We start from the raw sequence: 14,590 nt of genomic DNA, 5'->3' as shown, positions 1-14,590 counted from the left end.
GATACGATACGGGGTGGAGTTTACTCCGCCACCGCGATCGGCCTGCTCAACACCGCGTTATCTGACGCGGCAAAGCGCTCAGTACAGACGCACGATGAAGTCGGTGCCTTCGCCGGTCTCACCCTGGTTGATGCCCTGGTCGGAGACGATGACCGAGCCGCCGGTGGTCAGCATCTCGTTGATCTTCGCCATGGTGTCGGCGGGGATCGAGATGCGGTCCAGCGCCTCGGTCGGGCTGTCCGGTGTGACGACGGGCTTTGCGGCAACGGGGATCACTGCGGCGCCGTGCCGGCGGTGCGTCAAATGACCGTCGTCCTCGCGCGCGGCGGCGCGGACGGCGACGGGCAGGGACACCACCGACCAATGCAGCGCGTTGGAATCGGTCTTGTCGATTTCGGCGGTGAACACATGCGTGCCGAGCGGCCGCTCGCTCGCGGCGATCGTCACAGGCACATCGAACAGCGCAGCAAAATTCTGGCGCACGTAGAGCTTGGAATCCTTGCGGCTGATGAACACCGCGATCTGGCCGGTGCGCTTCGGCAGGTCCGGCTTGGCGGCAGGCGCGGGATCGGCGACGCGGGTCTGCTCCTTCTTCGCGTCCGGCGAAGCGGCCTGTGCGGGCGCCGTTGCCGTCACCGTCGGGTCGGGCTTTTTCTCGGTCTCTGCCGCCTCGGTCTTGACCGGCTCGGGCGTCACGGGTTCGGACTTTGCCGCTTCCGCCTTCGGAGCTTCGGTCTGCCCGGACCTGGCTGCCTCGATCTTGTCGGCCGGCTCGTCTGAGGTCGCCTTGGGCACGTCCGCAGCCTCGGAAGGTTTTGCTGCGGGGGTGTCGGCGGGCTTGGCCTCGTCCGTCTTGGCAGTCGCGTCGGCCTGCTTCGCTGGCTCGGACGCTTCGGCAGTTTTCGCAGATGCCTCTGCCTTGTCGGTCGGCGTGGTGACTTGCTCGCGGACCGACGCATTGCCGGTCGTCGCATCCGACATCACGGTGTGGCCGACCGAGGAGCGCAGCTCGAGCACGCCGTCAGCGCTGGCGGTCTTTGTTTCAAGAGATTTGGTTTCAAGAGATTTGGTCTCGACCAGCTTCGCGTCCGTGACCTTGGCTTCGGGCGCGCCCTTGTCGGCCTTGTCGCCGACACTCGTCGCAGGCTCGAGGCTTGCCGCGGGCTGCGGCTGCACGCGTAGCGAGGCGAGCATCGGATGGGAGAAGCTTTGCGGTGTCATCTGGCCGGGCGTGACGATCACGCGCGCACCCATCTTGGTCCAGTTCCACATCTTCACGGCGAACGCCATCGGCATGCGGATGCAGCCATGCGAGGCCGGATAGCCCGGCAGCACGCCGGCATGCATCGCGATGCCGGACCAGGTGATCCGCTGCATGTACGGCATCGGCGCGCCGCTATAGATGTTGGACTGGTGGAATTTGTGCTTCTGGATGATGCTGAACACGCCCATCGGCGTGGAGTGGCCTTTCATGCCGCTCGACACCGGAGACTCCGCGAACACGCCGTTGGAATCGTAGACCGTCACCTTCTGCCGGTCGATCGAGACGACGATGACGAGGGGGCCTTGCGGCTTCCCGCCGGTTTCCTTTTCGGCGACGACGCCCTTCTTGGCGGCCGCGCCGCGCTTCTGCGGCTTCTGTCGCGGCTCCTCGGGACGCCGCTCCTGCCGGCCATAGGATCCGTCGGAATAATCCGACCAATAATAATACGCTGCGTCCGCCTGGCTGGTCGTGCCGATCGCACCCGCCGCCGTCAAAATGGCGACCTGGCACAGCCGTGCCGGCTTGGCCGAAAAACCGGACCCGTTCACGCTATTCATTCCTCGAATCCACAATCCAAATCAGACATTAGTTTCGCAGAGGGGAAACGCGTTCACCAGCACGGCAGTTCTGCCGTCAGCTACTTTTGTCTAGTCCGTAGCAGAAAAGCCTCACAGAGCGGTAAACGGCGGCCACGATCGGCTGCCTGTCGCCTTCCTGACGGGCGGTCGCATGCCTACATTGCGGGAACTTGTTACCGGAGAACTTCATGTCATCTCGTTTCCCCGCCCTTTCCAGCATCCGCTTGAAAAGCTTCGCTTTATTCCTCCTGGCTCTCGCCCTGCCGGCGGCGTCCGCTTCCGCTGCCGACGAGCCGGATCTAATCTTCCGCCGCTCCACCGTGTTCAAATGGATGAGCCCGAACGACAAGCTCGCGACCTATGGTCTCGACGACCCCGAGGTCGAAGGCGTGGCCTGTCACTTTACCGTGCCAGAGAAGGGCGGCTTCAAGGGCTGGCTGGGCCTCGCCGAGGAGGTCTCGGACGTGTCGCTGGCCTGTCGCCAGATCGGCCCGATCAAGTTCAACGACAAGATGGAGCAGGGCGACGACATGTTCCGCAAGCGCCGTTCGCTGTTCTTCAAGAAGATGCAGATCGTGCGCGGATGCGACGCCAAGCGCAACGTGCTGGTCTACATGGTCTATTCGGACAGGCTGATCGAGGGTTCGCCGAAGAACTCGACCTCGACGGTGCCGATCATGCCGTGGGGACCGGCCGATGCAAACGTCCAGAAATGCGGCGACTTCTTCACTCAGTAATGGCGGGGCGGCTGACGCGCGGCTTCGCAAGATGCGAGCCGGTCAGCCGCACGAACGCCTGCGGCGCCGCCTCGTAGCCGCGGCCTGATTGCAGCGCCATCGCACCGGGCGAGCCGGCACGGCTGCCAACGGATTCGTGATCGGCGCGATCGCTCGATTCGGCCGCGTCGCGCGCCGTTGCGCGATCTTGCGCCATCATGATGGCCATTCCTCAAATCAAACATGCCCGGTGCTGATCCGGGCTTCTTGGTTTCGATGGCTTGGGTCGCAGTCGACGCGCCCTCGGTTCAACAGGGTCCAGCCTTCGTTGGGACTTCTCTTCACCAGAGAAACGTAAAATGCATGTGAAGTGCGTGAGGCGCGCGTATGACAGCGGCCTGCGCGCCCCTCACATTTGCGTCCTAACGGAACTTGCCAGGCCACGTTGAGCCGCGGTTCGACCAGTCTGAAATCATTGTGGTTTTCCGCCCAATGTTTCGTCGCCCCGGATGCGACGAAACAATTCCCGCGAAGATGAAACCATTTCGGGCTGTTGGCGCATCACGGAAGAAACCGCGGATGGTTATCAGCGGAACAACGACGACGGCGCACTGCCGGCCACGCAACCTGGAGACAAGTCCATGCGCGCGCTCAGCTTCATCCTTGCTTTCGGCTTCGTGCTCGTCGGTTCCTCGTTCGCAGGTGCGCCCGACGGCAACCTGCCGGGTGTCGGCACCTTCCAGTACAGCGGCTCGCCGGTCACCACTACGGCGCCGCAGCCCATCGTTCTCGCGGCGCGCTTCTGATCAACAACAAGAAAATCAGCCGGCAAATTTCATCATGCACCTTCGTCTCTGCGCCGCAGCGTTCATTTCGCTTCTGACGGTCAGCTCCGTCCAGGCGCAGGTGCGTGCCCCAAGCCGATTACCTGATCCCCGCACTGAGTTCGTGCGGCAATGCGCCCCGCGCATGCTCGGGCGCTGGGAACATCCGGAAGAGGTCTGCGGCTGTCTGCATGATCATGCCGCAGCCGTTGTCGAGGATCGTGACCTGCGCGAGGCGCTGCTGCGCGGCATCAGCGAGACCGGCGTGCCGACGATCGAGACCGATTGGGTGCCGGCCGCCAAGCAGGGTGAGATCGGCCCGACCTTCACCAAGATCGCCAAGCCGACCTTGCAGTGCATGTTCGATCCGGCGAAGCAGGGCTCTTAGCCTGCTATTTCGATTTCGGACCGAACCGCTGCACACAGGTACTCGTCCGCAAAATCCCCTTGTCAGACATCTTCGCGCCGCGCACTTCCTTGACCTGTCCGGCGGGGCAGGTTCCGTCGTCCACCTGCACACGTTGCCCGAGCTTGAGGTCGACGATGTCCTGTTCACGCCCGACGCTGCCTGCGCGCGCTGACGTTGCGAACGCGATGGAGATCAGGAGCGAGAGGCAGGCTGCGCGGTGGAGTGTCATGATGAGAGGTCCAAGCATCGATGCCGCAATGTAGGGAGCGGCTTTCGATTCTGACAGTGAACCTTTGTCACGCCCGCCGCGCCGATCGGCCTTTCGCGCGCAACGCGGCACGCGATTCCCGTGCGAGCCGTTCGGCGGACGCGACGAGCTGCGGAACCGCGTGCCCGGAAAATCCCAGCACGAAGCCGGGTAGGGGCCGCGCCCGCGCATAAGTGTCGGCCAGCAGCCAGCCTTCGGCGCCGGCGGCCTGTTTCGCCTCGGTAGCGACCGCGGGAGCAACCGACGGATCAAACCGCGCGACCAGGTGCAGGCCCTGCGACGGCACCGGCACCGACAGCGCGCCATCTGATGCCGCTTCGAGTGTTTCGGCCAGCGCATCGCGCGCTTCGCGATAGAGTTTTCGCACGCGCTTCAGGTTGGCGGCGAAGGCGCCGGAATTGAGCATGTCGGCCACGGCGCCCTCCATCAGCGTGCCGGGAAAGCGGTCGAGCGCGGCGCGCGCGGCGGTCACGTCGGAGATCAACCGTTCGGGCAGGGCGCAATAGCCGATGCGCAGGCCTGGAAACAGCGTCTTGGCGAACGTGCCCATGTAGATCACGCGCTGGAGATGATCGATGCCGGCGAGCGACATCAGCGGCGCGCCGTCATAGCGGAACTCGCTGTCGTAATCGTCCTCGAACACGAAGGCGCCGGCCTGCTTGGCCCAGTCCAGTAGCTCGAGCCGGCGTGGCATCGACATCTGCACGCCCAGGGGAAACTGATGCGACGGCGTCACATAGGCCGCGCGCGCGGACGGCGCAGCGTTGCGACCCTTGGCGACGTGCAGGCCGTGCGTGTCGACGGGAATCGGCACGGTGCGATAGCCGCATTGCGCGATGGTCCTGCGCGCGATGGGATAGCCGGGGTCCTCGCACCAGACCTGGTCGTCAGTTTGGAGGATCGCGCCAAGCACGATGCGTAACGTATGCAGCGTGCCCGATGTCAGCATGATCTGGTCGGGATCGCAGCGCAGTCCGCGCGCCGACAACAGATGATCAGCGATCGCGACGCGGAGCTCACGGCTGCCGCGCGGGTCGCCATAATGGAGATGCTCACCCCCGAAAGCGCGCATGCGCCGGCCGACAAAGGCGCGAAAGCGTTGCAACGCGCGCTCGTCGATATGGGTGCAGCCGAGCGAGAGCGCGCCTTGCCGCGGCGCGTCGACCACCGCCTTCGGTTTCTTGGACGCGGCGGCGCGCGCGGGGATGCGCGCGGCAACGAAGGTGCCGGAGCCGACGGTGGCTTCCGCAAAACCGTCGGCGATCAGCCGTTCATAGGCTATGACCACGGCACTGCGTCGAAAGCCGGTTTGCTTCGCCAGCGTCCGCGACGGCGGCAGCGGCTCGCCGGGTTTTACCAGGCCGCCGACGATCATCTCGCACAGCGCCTGGTAGAGCCGGTGCGCCGCCGATGCGCCGGCCGTGATGTGCGGACCGGTGAGATCGAGCGGCAGCTCGGTCTTGGCCGGCGAGGGAACAGAATTGGTCGGAATTTTTTGCATAGAATTGGCACTATCGCAGACCAAATCCACCGCTACAACTGCTCTGGAATTGTTCCAATCCCGATGAGGAGCGGCCGTGAGCCAGACTGAGACTTCAAATTCCTACCCGACGTCCGCGCGCAACCAGGTCAAGCGTCGGCACGACCGCGGCTTCTACGACCATGACACGGTTCATCGCATCCTGGATTCCTCGATGCTCTGCCACGTTTCCTATGCGATCGACGGGCAGCCCTATTGCACGCCGACCTTCTTCTGGCGCGAGGGCACGAAGCTCTATTGGCACGGCTCGAGCGCGAGCCGGATGCTGCGCAACCAGACCAAGGGCGAGCGGGTGTGCCTCACGGTCGCCCATCTCGACAGCCTGGTGCTGGCGCGTTGCGGCTTCAATCATTCCGCCGATTATCGTGCGGTGATGGCGTTCGGCACGGCCTATCTCGTCACCGATCCCGAGGAAAAGGAGCGCGCTGTGATCGCCATGGTCGACCGCTTCTTCCCGGATCGCACCGCGAGCCTGCGGGCGAGCAACACGCAGGAGATCAAGGCGACGTCCTTCATCGCGATGGAGATCGAGGAAGCCTCGGCAAAAGTCCGCGCCAAGGGGGTCGCCGACGACGACGAGGACTACGAATTGCCGATCTACGCCGAGCGCATTCCCGTCCGCACCGTGCTCGGCGCGCCGGAGCCGTGCCCGCGCCTGCTCGACGGCGTGAGCCGGCCTGCGACATTGACTGGCTATTCGGAAGGCCGACTGCTCGAAGATGCATTGCGGGATGCTTATTTTGTGGAGTACCCGAACGGCTGAAATCGGCTAGCTTGCGCGCTCTTCGATTTGTTTGAACGCCCGGAGCAGCCTGATGAATGCCGAAACGCAGCAGAGGATTCTTGACGCCGTCGATGCCAGCTTCGAAGCCCAGCTAGCGACCACGCGCGATTTCGTCGCGATCCCTTCGACCCGCGGGGCGGAGGGGCCGTGCCAGGACATGATCGGCGACCTCCTGCGCGCGCGCGGTTACGAGGTCGACGACTGGCACATCAATGTTGACGATCTCAAGGATCTGCGCGGCTTCGGCCCGATCCAGCACGACTTCTCCAAGGCGCGCACCGTGGTAGGCACCTATCGCCCGACGACCGAGGCCGGCAAATCGCTGATCCTCCAGGGACACTGCGACGTGGTGCCCGCCGGCCCGCTGGAATTGTGGGACACGCCGCCGTTCTCGCCGGTCATCAAGGACGGCAAGATGTTCGGCCGCGGCGCCTGCGACATGAAATCCGGCACCATCGGCGCACTCTATGCGCTCGACGCGATCAAGGCAGCCGGCCTCAAGCCGACGGCGCGGATTCATGTTCAATCGGTGATCGAGGAGGAGAGCACCGGCGTCGGCGCGCTCTCGACGCTGCAGCGCGGCTACCGCGCGGACGCCTGCTTCATTCCGGAGCCGACCGCCGGCAAAATGGTGCGCTCCCAGGTCGGCGTGATCTGGTTTCGCCTGCGCGTGAAGGGCCACCCGACCCATGTCGCCTTTGCCGGCTCGGGGTCGAACGCGATCATGGCGGCGTATCATCTCGTCCATGCCCTGCAGAAGCTCGAGATCGAGTGGAACGAGCGCGCCAAGGCCGATCGCCACTTCAAGACGCTGAACCATCCCATCAACTTCAATCCCGGCATCATCAAGGGCGGCGACTGGGCATCCAGCGTGCCGGCCTGGTGCGACGTCGATTGCCGCATCGCCGTTTTGCCGGGCTGGTCGATTGCGGATCACCAGAAGGAGATTCTGGCCTGCGTCGCCGCCGCCTCACGCAACCACCGCTTCCTCGCCAACAACCCGCCGGAGGTCGAATGGTCCGGCTTCCTGTCGGAAGGCTATGAACTGACCGACTCCGCTGCGCCGGAAGCCGCGTTCGGCAAGGCCTTCAACACAGTCTATGGCGGTGCGGTCGAGGACCTCGTCTTCACTGCGCTCACCGACACCCGCTTCTACGGCCTCAATTACGGCATCCCCAGCCTCTGCTTCGGCGCCAGCGGTGGCGAGATGCACGGCTTCAACGAATTCGTCGATCTGGAGTCGCTTAAGAAGACGACCAAGGCCATGGCGCTGTTCATTGCGGAATGGTGCGGGGTGGAGAAGGCGTAACTGTGCTCTCTCCGCCGTCATTGCGAGGCGCTCTTGCGACGAAGCAATCCAGAGTGCCGACGCCGAGACACTGGATTGCTGCGCTCGCAATCGCGGAGCGTGGCGGTAATTCCTCAGGGTGAGGGGAAATATTGTGCCGGTCCGCTGCCCGAAACGAGGGCGCACCGAAATACTTTAAGCTTAAAATAAAGACTAGGACGCAGGCTTCGCCGGTGGCAGACTGGCACTCAATCGCAAGACCTGAGTCCGCCGAGGGAGTACAATGCGCGATTGGGATGATGCTTACGCCAATTCGGCCCATATCCCGGGCTCGGACAAGCTGCCGGCGCTGTGGGCGGAGCGAGCGGCGGCTTACCGTGCCGGGCTGAAGGATTTTCGCGCCGATATCGCCTACGGCTCCGGGGAGCGCCAGCGCCTCGACCTGATCCTGCCCGACGGCGACAGCAAGGGCCTCGTCGTCTTCGTTCACGGCGGCTACTGGATGCGCTTCGACAAGTCGACCTGGACCGATCTGGCCGAAGGCGCACGGCACCATGACTGGACCGTCGCGCTGCCGAGCTACACGTTGACGCCGGCCGCGCGCATCTCGGACATCACCGCCGAGATCACCGCCGCGATTGCGAAAGCGGCCTCGCTCGTCGGAGGGCCGATCCGGCTCGCGGGCCATTCCGCCGGTGGCCATCTCGTCATGCGCACGCTGTGCGACGACAGCCGGCTCGAGCCCGCCGTCTACAACCGTATCGCCGGCACGCTTTCGATCAGCGGCCTGCACGACCTGCGTCCGCTCCTTAAGACGAAGATGAACGAGACGCTGCGCATGACCATGGAAGAGGCGACGCTCGAAAGCGCGGCGCTGCATCTGCCGCGCGGGCATGCGCCGGTCACGGCCTGGGTCGGCGGTAGCGAGCGGCCCGAATTCATCCGCCAATCCGATCTGATGGCTAATGTCTGGACCGGTTTTGACGTGCCGACGCGCCTCGTCGTCGATCCCGGTCTCAACCATTTTACCGTGATCGACGCCCTGAAAGATCCGTCCTCGCCGATTACCGCGCGCCTGATCGGCCTCGACTGACCAACGCAAGAGAGTGATCGATCGGGAGGGCTTGCCATGACGTCCAGCGATTACGATCCCGCCAAGGAGGGCGCTGAGACCGATTTCGCCCGCCGCATGTCCTATGGCGATTATCTGGCGCTGGACGCGATCCTCGGTGCGCAGCATCCACTGTCGGAAGCGCATGACGAGATGCTCTTCATCATCCAGCATCAGACCACCGAGTTGTGGATGCGGCTTGCCATCCACGAGCTCAGCGCCGCGCGCCGCGCGATCGCAAAGGACGAGGTGCAGCCCGCGATGAAGATGCTGGCGCGGATGTCGCGCATTTTCGAACAGCTCAACGGCGCCTGGGACGTACTGCGCACGATGACGCCGAGCGAATACACGCGCTTCCGCTCGCAGCTCGGCCAGTCCTCGGGCTTCCAGTCGCGACAGTACCGGCTGATCGAATATCTGCTCGGCAACCGCAACCACGCCATGCTGAAGCCGCACGCGCACGACATCGAAACGACCAAGCTGCTTGAGGCCGAGCTCGCAACGCCCAGCCTCTACGACGAGGTGCTGCGGCTCGCCGATCGCAACGGGCTCAAGATGCCGGCCGCGGTGCTGGCGCGCGACGTGCGCGAGACCCACAGCTTCAACGAGGGAGTGCTGCAAGCCTGGCGTATCGTCTACGAGGCGCCGGAGACGCACTGGATGCTCTACGAGGTCGCCGAGAAGCTGGTCGACTTCGAAGACTACTTTCGCCGCTGGCGCTTCAATCACGTCACGACGGTCGAGCGCGTCATCGGCTTCAAGCGCGGCACCGGCGGCACCGGCGGCGTCAGCTATCTCAAGCGCATGTTGGAGGTCGAGTTGTTCCCCGAGCTCTGGCGCGTCCGTACCATTCTGTAGAAATGGCCATGACCAAATATCGCGTCTACGACGACACCAAGGCCCTGTTCCATCTGCCCGACGGTGTGATCTATCTCGACGGCAATTCGCTCGGCGCGCTGCCGCTTGGCGTTGCCGAGCGCGTCAATCGCGTCATCACGATCGAGTGGGGCAATGAGCTGATCCGTGCCTGGAACACCGCAGGCTGGTACGCCCAGCCGCGCCATGTCGGCGATCGCATCGCGCGGCTCATCGGCGCCGAAGCCGGCTCGGTCATGATCGGCGATACGCTGTCGCTGAAAGTCTATCAGGCGCTCGCCGCCGCGCTCGACATGAATGCGGGGCGCAAGGTCATCCTCTCGGACACCGGAAACTTTCCAACCGACCTCTACATGGCTGAGGGTCTGATCGCGACGCTCGGCCGCGGCCACCAATTGCGCCTGGTGGCACCGGAGGAGATCGAGGCCGCGCTGTCGGAAGAGATTGCGGTTCTCTATATCACCGAGGTCGATTACCGCACCGGCCGCCGCCACGACATGGCCAAGCTGACCGCGAAAGCGCATGCGCTAGGCATCATCACGGTCTGGGATCTCGCGCACTCGGCCGGCGCACTGCCGGTCGATCTCTCAGGCTGCGGTGCCGATTTCGCTGCCGGCTGCACCTATAAGTACATCAACGCCGGCCCCGGTGCGCCGGCCTTCCTCTACGTGGCGCCGCGTTACGCCGACACCGCGCGTGCTGCGCTGTCGGGCTGGATGGGGCACGAAAAGCCGTTTGCGTTCGAGCTCGGCTATACGGCCGCCGGCGGTGTGGAGCGCATGCGGGTGGGAACCCCGCCGGTGCTGGCGATGGCGGCGTTGGAAGCCTCGCTCGACATCTGGGATCGCGTCGATATCGCCGAGGTGCGCGCGCGCTCGCTGGCGCTCGGCGATCTCTTGATTGCCGAGGTCGAGCGCCGTTGCCCATCTTTGAAGCTGGTCACGCCCCGGGCGCATGATCGCCGTGGCTCACAGGTTTCCTTCGCCTTCGATGGCGGCTACGCCGCGATGTTGGCGTTGATCGCCCGCGGCGTGATCGGCGATTTCCGCGCGCCCGACATCATGCGCTTCGGCATCACGCCGCTGTACATTGGCGAAAGCGAAGTGATGAAGGCCGTCGAGATCATCGAGGAGGTGATCGCAGGCGAGGTGTGGCGGAGGCCGGAATATCAGGTAGTGAATGCGGTGACGTGAGGCAGGAAATCTCTCCCGGCGTCATTTGCGAGGAGCTCTTGCGACGAAGCAATCCAGAATCCCTCCATAGAAGCACTCTGGATTGCTTCGCTTCGCTCGCAATGACGGCGGAGAGATTAGAGGTGCTCACCCCAGAGCGCCGTGACGATGGCATCCAGCCCATCCGTTAGCGCCGCTGGTCCTGGCTGCAGAATGATCGGCGACTTGATCTCGACGATACGATCGTCGCGCACGGCAGGAATCTCGTTCCAGCCGTCGCGCGCGCGGATGCGGGCGGGGACGACCTTCTTGCCGCACCATGACGCAAGGATCACGTCGGGCGCTGCCACGCGCACTGCCTCCGGCGCGATGATACGATTCTTCGCCGCCTGCCGATGCCGCAGTTCCGGAAACACGTCCGCGCCACCGGCGATCTCGATCAGTTCGGACACCCAGCCGATGCCGGAGATCAGGGGATCGTCCCATTCCTCGAAATAGACTTTTGGCCGCGGTGAGGGGCGGGGCGTTGTGGTGACGGCCGCGAGCCGCTGCTCAAAACCTTGGGCGAGTTCCTCTGCGCGCTCAGCTGCGCCAACCAGCGCGCCAAGCGTGCGGATCATCGCCAAAATCCCGGCGACGTCGCGCTGGTTGAAGACGTGGACGTCGACGCCGGCGCGCACGAGATCGGCAACGATGCCGGCCTGAAGATCGGAGAAGGCCAGCACCAGGTCCGGTTCCAGCGCCAGGACTTTTGGGATGTCCGCGGAAACGAAGGCCGACACCCGCGGCTTCTCGCGGCGCACCTGCGGCGGACGGACCGCGTAGCCGGAGACGCCGACGATGCGGTCCTGCTCTCCGAGCAGATAAAGCGTCTCGACGGTTTCCTCAGTCAGGCAGACGATACGGCGAGGCGGGAAGTGGCGCATCGCGAGACCATACGCGCAAATGTCGCGGCGATGTCACGGGGACTCTTACCTCGGACGTCATTGCTTTGCTGCGCTGAGCAATTCACCTTTAGAACAGAATGAATTGGGAGGAGATCCGATGACGCCGCTTGAGAAACTTAAAGCGATGAAGATGCCGTTTGCCGAGCTCAAGGGCGTCGAGTTCGTCGAAGCCGAGAAGGATCGCGTGGTGGCACGGATGACGGTCAGGCCCGAGCTCTGCACATTGCATCACACCATCCACGGCGGCGCGGTGATGGCGTTGGCTGATTCCGTCGGCGCGGCAGCGACCGTGATCAACCTGCCGGAGGACGCCAAGGGAACGACCACGCTGGAGAGCAAGACCAACTTCATCGGCGGGGCGAAGGAAGGAGCCGTTGTCATCGCCACAGCCACGCCGGTCCACCGGGGGCGGCGGACCCAGGTCTGGACCACCCGGCTGGAGACCGAGGACGGCAAGCTGGTCGCCGTCGTGACCCAGACCCAGTTGGTCCTGTAAGACTACGGGGCTTTGATTTTGTTAACGAATTAGTCGCTTCCGATGCCTGAAACTTGGGCAGGTCCTCGACTTGAAAAATTTGCTGCGACGCACAATATTGGAGGACTAGGGATTCGAACGCCTCCTCGAGGGACACCAAGAGGAGTTTTGACTTTGTCACTCGAAGCAGATTTGGCACTTGAAGCCACCACCCGCGCGAAATCCGTTCCGGGCTATGTGCGGACCTTGAGCCAACAGGAAGAATTGCCGCTTCTGCGCGATCACCTGCTCAGGCTAGATGCCGAGAGCCGGCACGACCGCTTCAACGGTTTTCTCGACGACAGTTTCATCGAGCGTTACGCCGCCCGCTGTGCCGAGGACGGCACCGTGATCGTCGCTTATATCGTCGATGGCGTGGTCCGCGGTGCGGCCGAACTGCATCCGCCGGAGGATGATTCGCTGCCCGAGGTCGCCTTCAGCGTGGAAGCCTCGGCGCGCCGCCAGAACGTCGGCACCATATTGTTCAGCCGCCTGATCGCGGAAGCACGCTGGAGAGGCTTCAAGCGGCTGCGCATCACCACGGGCGCTGAAAATCACGCCATGCGCGCGCTCGCCAAGAAGTTCGGCGCGCACCTGCAATTCCGCCATGGCGAATCGACCGGCACCATCGATCTCGGCAAGACGCCCGAAGCCGAGCTTGCCGATCTGGCAGCGGCGCCGTTCACGGCTAGCCGCGCTTTGTTCGCCTTCAACTCGACCTGCTGGAAGTTGATCTCCAGCATGTACGGCAATCGCGCCGCCTAAAAGTCAAAAAGCGGACCGGCAGCGCCGGTCCGCTTTGATATCAGCGTTAACGAAATATCGAGCTCAGGTGCCGGTGCGCTTGTCGTTGCCGAAGCGGCGGACGACACGGCGTTCGACCACCACCGAGCGCTGCGCGCCCTGTTCGCCGGCGATCACGCGGGTGGAGGTGATGCGGCTGTTGGTGCGGACCTGTTTCTTGACCTCGGCCTGAACGACGTCGAGCGGCATCCCCATCAGAGATGCGGCGATCTCGGCCTGCTGCTCCTGATCGTCGGTAATGCCGACGGCGGCGAAAATCGCCTCGTCCAGGGTGGGCGGATCGTGGCGGACGCGCCGCGTGCCGTACTTGGTATTCCAGTCTGCGCTCATAGGGGCCTCGTTTTGATCCGGGATACCTAGTCACGGTCATGTTGCATTGCAATATGAAATTGGTGTGGCATTTCAGCTATGCACTCAAAGCTTCTCAAGCCTGCTGGCGTCGTAAAGTTCGAGGGTAGTTGGGCCTGCGGCAAGCGAGCGCAAGGCCCGAACCAGTTCGCCGGAACCCGGTACCGCAAAATGGGCGGCGAGGGCGGCGCGGTCAGCCCATTGCTCGAAGAACACCAGCCTGAGCGGGTTCTCGCAGTCGACGTGCACGGCGTGCGAGATACAGCCAGGCTCCTGGCGCGATAGGTGGACGTGTTCGAGGCTGAGGCGGCGTGCCTCGTCAAACGTCTCGGGCCGGACCGTTACACTGCCAGTCACGACGATCATGCGAATCCCCCGATGTGAATGCCGCTAGGGCTGGGATGCTTCGTGCACGGTGTCCTTCATTGGCGCTTGCGGCCAGCGCTTCAGCGCCGCATGTCCGGCATCAGTCAGGCCATAGATTCCGCGCTCAGCGCGTTCGAACCAGCCATAGACATTGTGCAGCAGAATTTTGCCGGCATCGGGACAGCGTTCGCGCAACTCGCGCACGGGCCGCGGTCCTCCGGCGAGCGCCGAGGCGCAGGCCAGCGCCTGCTGCCGGTAGGCCGTCATAATTGGCGTACGCGTGCTGCCGCCGAGCACGGGATCGCCCTGGCGGCGCTGATGTTCGGCAACCAGCCGCGAACGCGTCTTCGGCTCGCGGCGCGGCGCCGCCGTCGGCGGCTTCACCAGCACCTCGACCTGGCCGCGGTCGGTAACGCCAAGCATACCGAAGCCGAGTCTGCGGCAGAGATTGCGATAGCGCGCATCGCTCTCGCGCCCCTTGCCGCGCACCGACATTTTTGCGGCGATCCAGACTTCGTCGCCGGCCGGCGCACGGTCGACCGCTTGCAAAATCAGTTCGAGATTGAAGGCGAGCTTGAGCTCGCCGATCACCACCACCGGCGGATCGCCGGCGCTCAGGCCCACAAGATCGCAGCCGCCGATCTCGCCCTTCACGCTGAAGCCGAGCTCTTCGAGAAAGCGTTTGACGGGAAGATAAAGCGCAGTTTCCACGGCTTGTCCGATCGGAGAATCAGTTGCGGGAAGTCTAACTCGAATCGGAGTCGGGCTGACGGGCCGTTTG

Annotated in this window: 18 protein-coding genes; 10 read left to right on the top strand and 8 right to left on the bottom strand. The window is 64.0% G+C overall.

What is annotated here, in order from left to right:
* Positions 1-78: 78 nt before the first annotated feature.
* The gene (locus ACPPVR_RS24960) at positions 79-1,821 is read right to left on the bottom strand and encodes a L,D-transpeptidase family protein (RefSeq protein ID WP_426609226.1); all 1,743 of its coding nucleotides are present in this window, start codon (positions 1,819-1,821) and stop codon (positions 79-81) included.
* 209 nt (positions 1,822-2,030) lie between these two features.
* On the opposite strand from ACPPVR_RS24960, the gene ACPPVR_RS24955 reads away from it, so the two are divergent.
* On the top strand, positions 2,031-2,579 hold the full coding sequence (locus ACPPVR_RS24955) for a CreA family protein (protein ID WP_426609225.1): 549 nt from the start codon (positions 2,031-2,033) through the stop codon (positions 2,577-2,579).
* Here ACPPVR_RS24955 and ACPPVR_RS24950 read toward each other — a convergent pair.
* Positions 2,569-2,778, bottom strand: a complete 210-nt coding sequence (locus ACPPVR_RS24950; RefSeq protein ID WP_426609224.1) for a hypothetical protein — start codon at positions 2,776-2,778, stop codon at positions 2,569-2,571. The two genes, ACPPVR_RS24955 and ACPPVR_RS24950, sit on opposite strands and share 11 nt — an antisense overlap.
* Before the next feature lie 289 nt (positions 2,779-3,067).
* Here ACPPVR_RS24950 and ACPPVR_RS24945 point away from each other — a divergent pair, with 289 nt between their 5' ends.
* Entirely contained in the window at positions 3,068-3,364 is a 297-nt protein-coding gene (locus ACPPVR_RS24945) for a hypothetical protein (RefSeq protein ID WP_426609223.1), read from the top strand.
* 34 nt (positions 3,365-3,398) lie between these two features.
* Positions 3,399-3,770 (top strand): hypothetical protein, encoded by a 372-nt coding sequence (locus ACPPVR_RS24940; protein ID WP_426609222.1) that lies wholly within the window; start codon positions 3,399-3,401, stop codon positions 3,768-3,770.
* Between the two features lie 4 nt (positions 3,771-3,774).
* Here the strand turns inward: ACPPVR_RS24940 and ACPPVR_RS24935 are convergent, their stop codons facing one another.
* Together ACPPVR_RS24935 and ACPPVR_RS24930 are read right to left on the bottom strand one after the other, a co-directional pair.
* Positions 3,775-4,020, bottom strand: a complete 246-nt coding sequence (locus tag ACPPVR_RS24935) for a DUF6719 family protein (protein WP_426609221.1) — start codon at positions 4,018-4,020, stop codon at positions 3,775-3,777.
* Positions 4,021-4,087: 67 nt separating this feature from the next.
* Complete coding sequence (locus ACPPVR_RS24930) at positions 4,088-5,560, bottom strand: PLP-dependent aminotransferase family protein (protein WP_426609220.1); 1,473 nt, start codon at positions 5,558-5,560, stop codon at positions 4,088-4,090.
* Positions 5,561-5,636: 76 nt separating this feature from the next.
* Here ACPPVR_RS24930 and ACPPVR_RS24925 point away from each other — a divergent pair, with 76 nt between their 5' ends.
* The 5 genes from ACPPVR_RS24925 to kynU all read left to right on the top strand — a co-directional run bounded on the left by ACPPVR_RS24925 (position 5,637) and on the right by kynU (position 10,851).
* Positions 5,637-6,362, top strand: coding sequence for a pyridoxamine 5'-phosphate oxidase family protein (locus tag ACPPVR_RS24925; protein WP_426609219.1), 726 nt, complete (start codon positions 5,637-5,639; stop codon positions 6,360-6,362).
* Between the two features lie 52 nt (positions 6,363-6,414).
* On the top strand, positions 6,415-7,692 hold the full coding sequence (locus ACPPVR_RS24920) for an ArgE/DapE family deacylase (RefSeq protein WP_426609218.1): 1,278 nt from the start codon (positions 6,415-6,417) through the stop codon (positions 7,690-7,692).
* A 262-nt stretch (positions 7,693-7,954) separates the two neighbouring features.
* Positions 7,955-8,764 (top strand): alpha/beta hydrolase, encoded by an 810-nt coding sequence (locus ACPPVR_RS24915; RefSeq protein WP_426609217.1) that lies wholly within the window; start codon positions 7,955-7,957, stop codon positions 8,762-8,764.
* A 36-nt stretch (positions 8,765-8,800) separates the two neighbouring features.
* Positions 8,801-9,640, top strand: a complete 840-nt coding sequence (gene kynA / locus ACPPVR_RS24910) for a tryptophan 2,3-dioxygenase (RefSeq protein WP_426609216.1) — start codon at positions 8,801-8,803, stop codon at positions 9,638-9,640.
* Between the two features lie 8 nt (positions 9,641-9,648).
* Positions 9,649-10,851, top strand: a complete 1,203-nt coding sequence (gene kynU, locus ACPPVR_RS24905) for a kynureninase (RefSeq protein WP_426609215.1) — start codon at positions 9,649-9,651, stop codon at positions 10,849-10,851.
* A 116-nt stretch (positions 10,852-10,967) separates the two neighbouring features.
* Here kynU and ACPPVR_RS24900 read toward each other — a convergent pair whose 3' ends face one another.
* A complete protein-coding gene (locus ACPPVR_RS24900) occupies positions 10,968-11,756 on the bottom strand; it encodes a cobalamin-binding protein (RefSeq protein WP_426609214.1) in 789 nt (262 codons plus the stop codon).
* A 118-nt stretch (positions 11,757-11,874) separates the two neighbouring features.
* On the opposite strand from ACPPVR_RS24900, the gene ACPPVR_RS24895 reads away from it, so the two are divergent.
* Both ACPPVR_RS24895 and ACPPVR_RS24890 read left to right on the top strand, forming a co-directional pair.
* Positions 11,875-12,273, top strand: coding sequence for a PaaI family thioesterase (locus tag ACPPVR_RS24895; RefSeq protein WP_426609213.1), 399 nt, complete (start codon positions 11,875-11,877; stop codon positions 12,271-12,273).
* Positions 12,274-12,444: 171 nt separating this feature from the next.
* On the top strand, positions 12,445-13,056 hold the full coding sequence (locus ACPPVR_RS24890; protein ID WP_426616177.1) for an N-acetyltransferase family protein: 612 nt from the start codon (positions 12,445-12,447) through the stop codon (positions 13,054-13,056).
* A 63-nt stretch (positions 13,057-13,119) separates the two neighbouring features.
* Here ACPPVR_RS24890 and ACPPVR_RS24885 read toward each other — a convergent pair whose 3' ends face one another.
* The 3 genes from ACPPVR_RS24885 to ACPPVR_RS24875 all read right to left on the bottom strand — a co-directional run bounded on the left by ACPPVR_RS24885 (position 13,120) and on the right by ACPPVR_RS24875 (position 14,520).
* Positions 13,120-13,425: a hypothetical protein gene (locus tag ACPPVR_RS24885; protein WP_045000231.1), complete on the bottom strand. Its 306-nt coding sequence runs from the start codon at positions 13,423-13,425 to the stop codon at positions 13,120-13,122.
* 84 nt (positions 13,426-13,509) lie between these two features.
* A complete protein-coding gene (locus ACPPVR_RS24880; RefSeq protein WP_426609212.1) occupies positions 13,510-13,809 on the bottom strand; it encodes a putative quinol monooxygenase in 300 nt (99 codons plus the stop codon).
* 24 nt (positions 13,810-13,833) lie between these two features.
* Positions 13,834-14,520 carry a DUF2161 domain-containing phosphodiesterase gene (locus tag ACPPVR_RS24875; RefSeq protein ID WP_426609211.1) on the bottom strand — a complete coding sequence of 229 codons (687 nt, stop codon included), beginning with the start codon at positions 14,518-14,520 and terminating at the stop codon, positions 13,834-13,836.
* Between the last annotated feature and the right edge of the window lie 70 nt (positions 14,521-14,590).

It is taken from the genome of Bradyrhizobium sp. McL0616, from assembly GCF_049993385.1.
Taxonomy (GTDB): Bacteria; Pseudomonadota; Alphaproteobacteria; order Rhizobiales; family Xanthobacteraceae; genus Bradyrhizobium.
This window is presented reverse-complemented; position numbering and strand designations above follow the sequence as displayed.

Excerpts from the sequence above, each read along its gene's own strand:
- ACPPVR_RS24915 (WP_426609217.1), top strand. The coding sequence starts at position 7,955 with ATGCGCGATTGGGATGATGCTTACGCCAATTCGGCCCATATCCCGGGC.
- ACPPVR_RS24955 (WP_426609225.1), top strand. The coding sequence starts at position 2,031 with ATGTCATCTCGTTTCCCCGCCCTTTCCAGCATCCGCTTGAAAAGCTTC.
- ACPPVR_RS24920 (WP_426609218.1), top strand. The coding sequence starts at position 6,415 with ATGAATGCCGAAACGCAGCAGAGGATTCTTGACGCCGTCGATGCCAGC.
- ACPPVR_RS24935 (WP_426609221.1), bottom strand. The coding sequence starts at position 4,020 with ATGACACTCCACCGCGCAGCCTGCCTCTCGCTCCTGATCTCCATCGCG.
- ACPPVR_RS24930 (WP_426609220.1), bottom strand. The coding sequence starts at position 5,560 with ATGCAAAAAATTCCGACCAATTCTGTTCCCTCGCCGGCCAAGACCGAG.
- ACPPVR_RS24950 (WP_426609224.1), bottom strand. The coding sequence starts at position 2,778 with ATGATGGCGCAAGATCGCGCAACGGCGCGCGACGCGGCCGAATCGAGC.
- kynA (WP_426609216.1), top strand. The coding sequence starts at position 8,801 with ATGACGTCCAGCGATTACGATCCCGCCAAGGAGGGCGCTGAGACCGAT.
- ACPPVR_RS24880 (WP_426609212.1), bottom strand. The coding sequence starts at position 13,809 with ATGATCGTCGTGACTGGCAGTGTAACGGTCCGGCCCGAGACGTTTGAC.
- ACPPVR_RS24960 (WP_426609226.1), bottom strand. The coding sequence starts at position 1,821 with ATGAATAGCGTGAACGGGTCCGGTTTTTCGGCCAAGCCGGCACGGCTG.
- ACPPVR_RS24940 (WP_426609222.1), top strand. The coding sequence starts at position 3,399 with ATGCACCTTCGTCTCTGCGCCGCAGCGTTCATTTCGCTTCTGACGGTC.
- ACPPVR_RS24900 (WP_426609214.1), bottom strand. The coding sequence starts at position 11,756 with ATGCGCCACTTCCCGCCTCGCCGTATCGTCTGCCTGACTGAGGAAACC.
- ACPPVR_RS24885 (WP_045000231.1), bottom strand. The coding sequence starts at position 13,425 with ATGAGCGCAGACTGGAATACCAAGTACGGCACGCGGCGCGTCCGCCAC.
- ACPPVR_RS24895 (WP_426609213.1), top strand. The coding sequence starts at position 11,875 with ATGACGCCGCTTGAGAAACTTAAAGCGATGAAGATGCCGTTTGCCGAG.
- ACPPVR_RS24945 (WP_426609223.1), top strand. The coding sequence starts at position 3,068 with ATGCGACGAAACAATTCCCGCGAAGATGAAACCATTTCGGGCTGTTGG.
- kynU (WP_426609215.1), top strand. The coding sequence starts at position 9,649 with ATGACCAAATATCGCGTCTACGACGACACCAAGGCCCTGTTCCATCTG.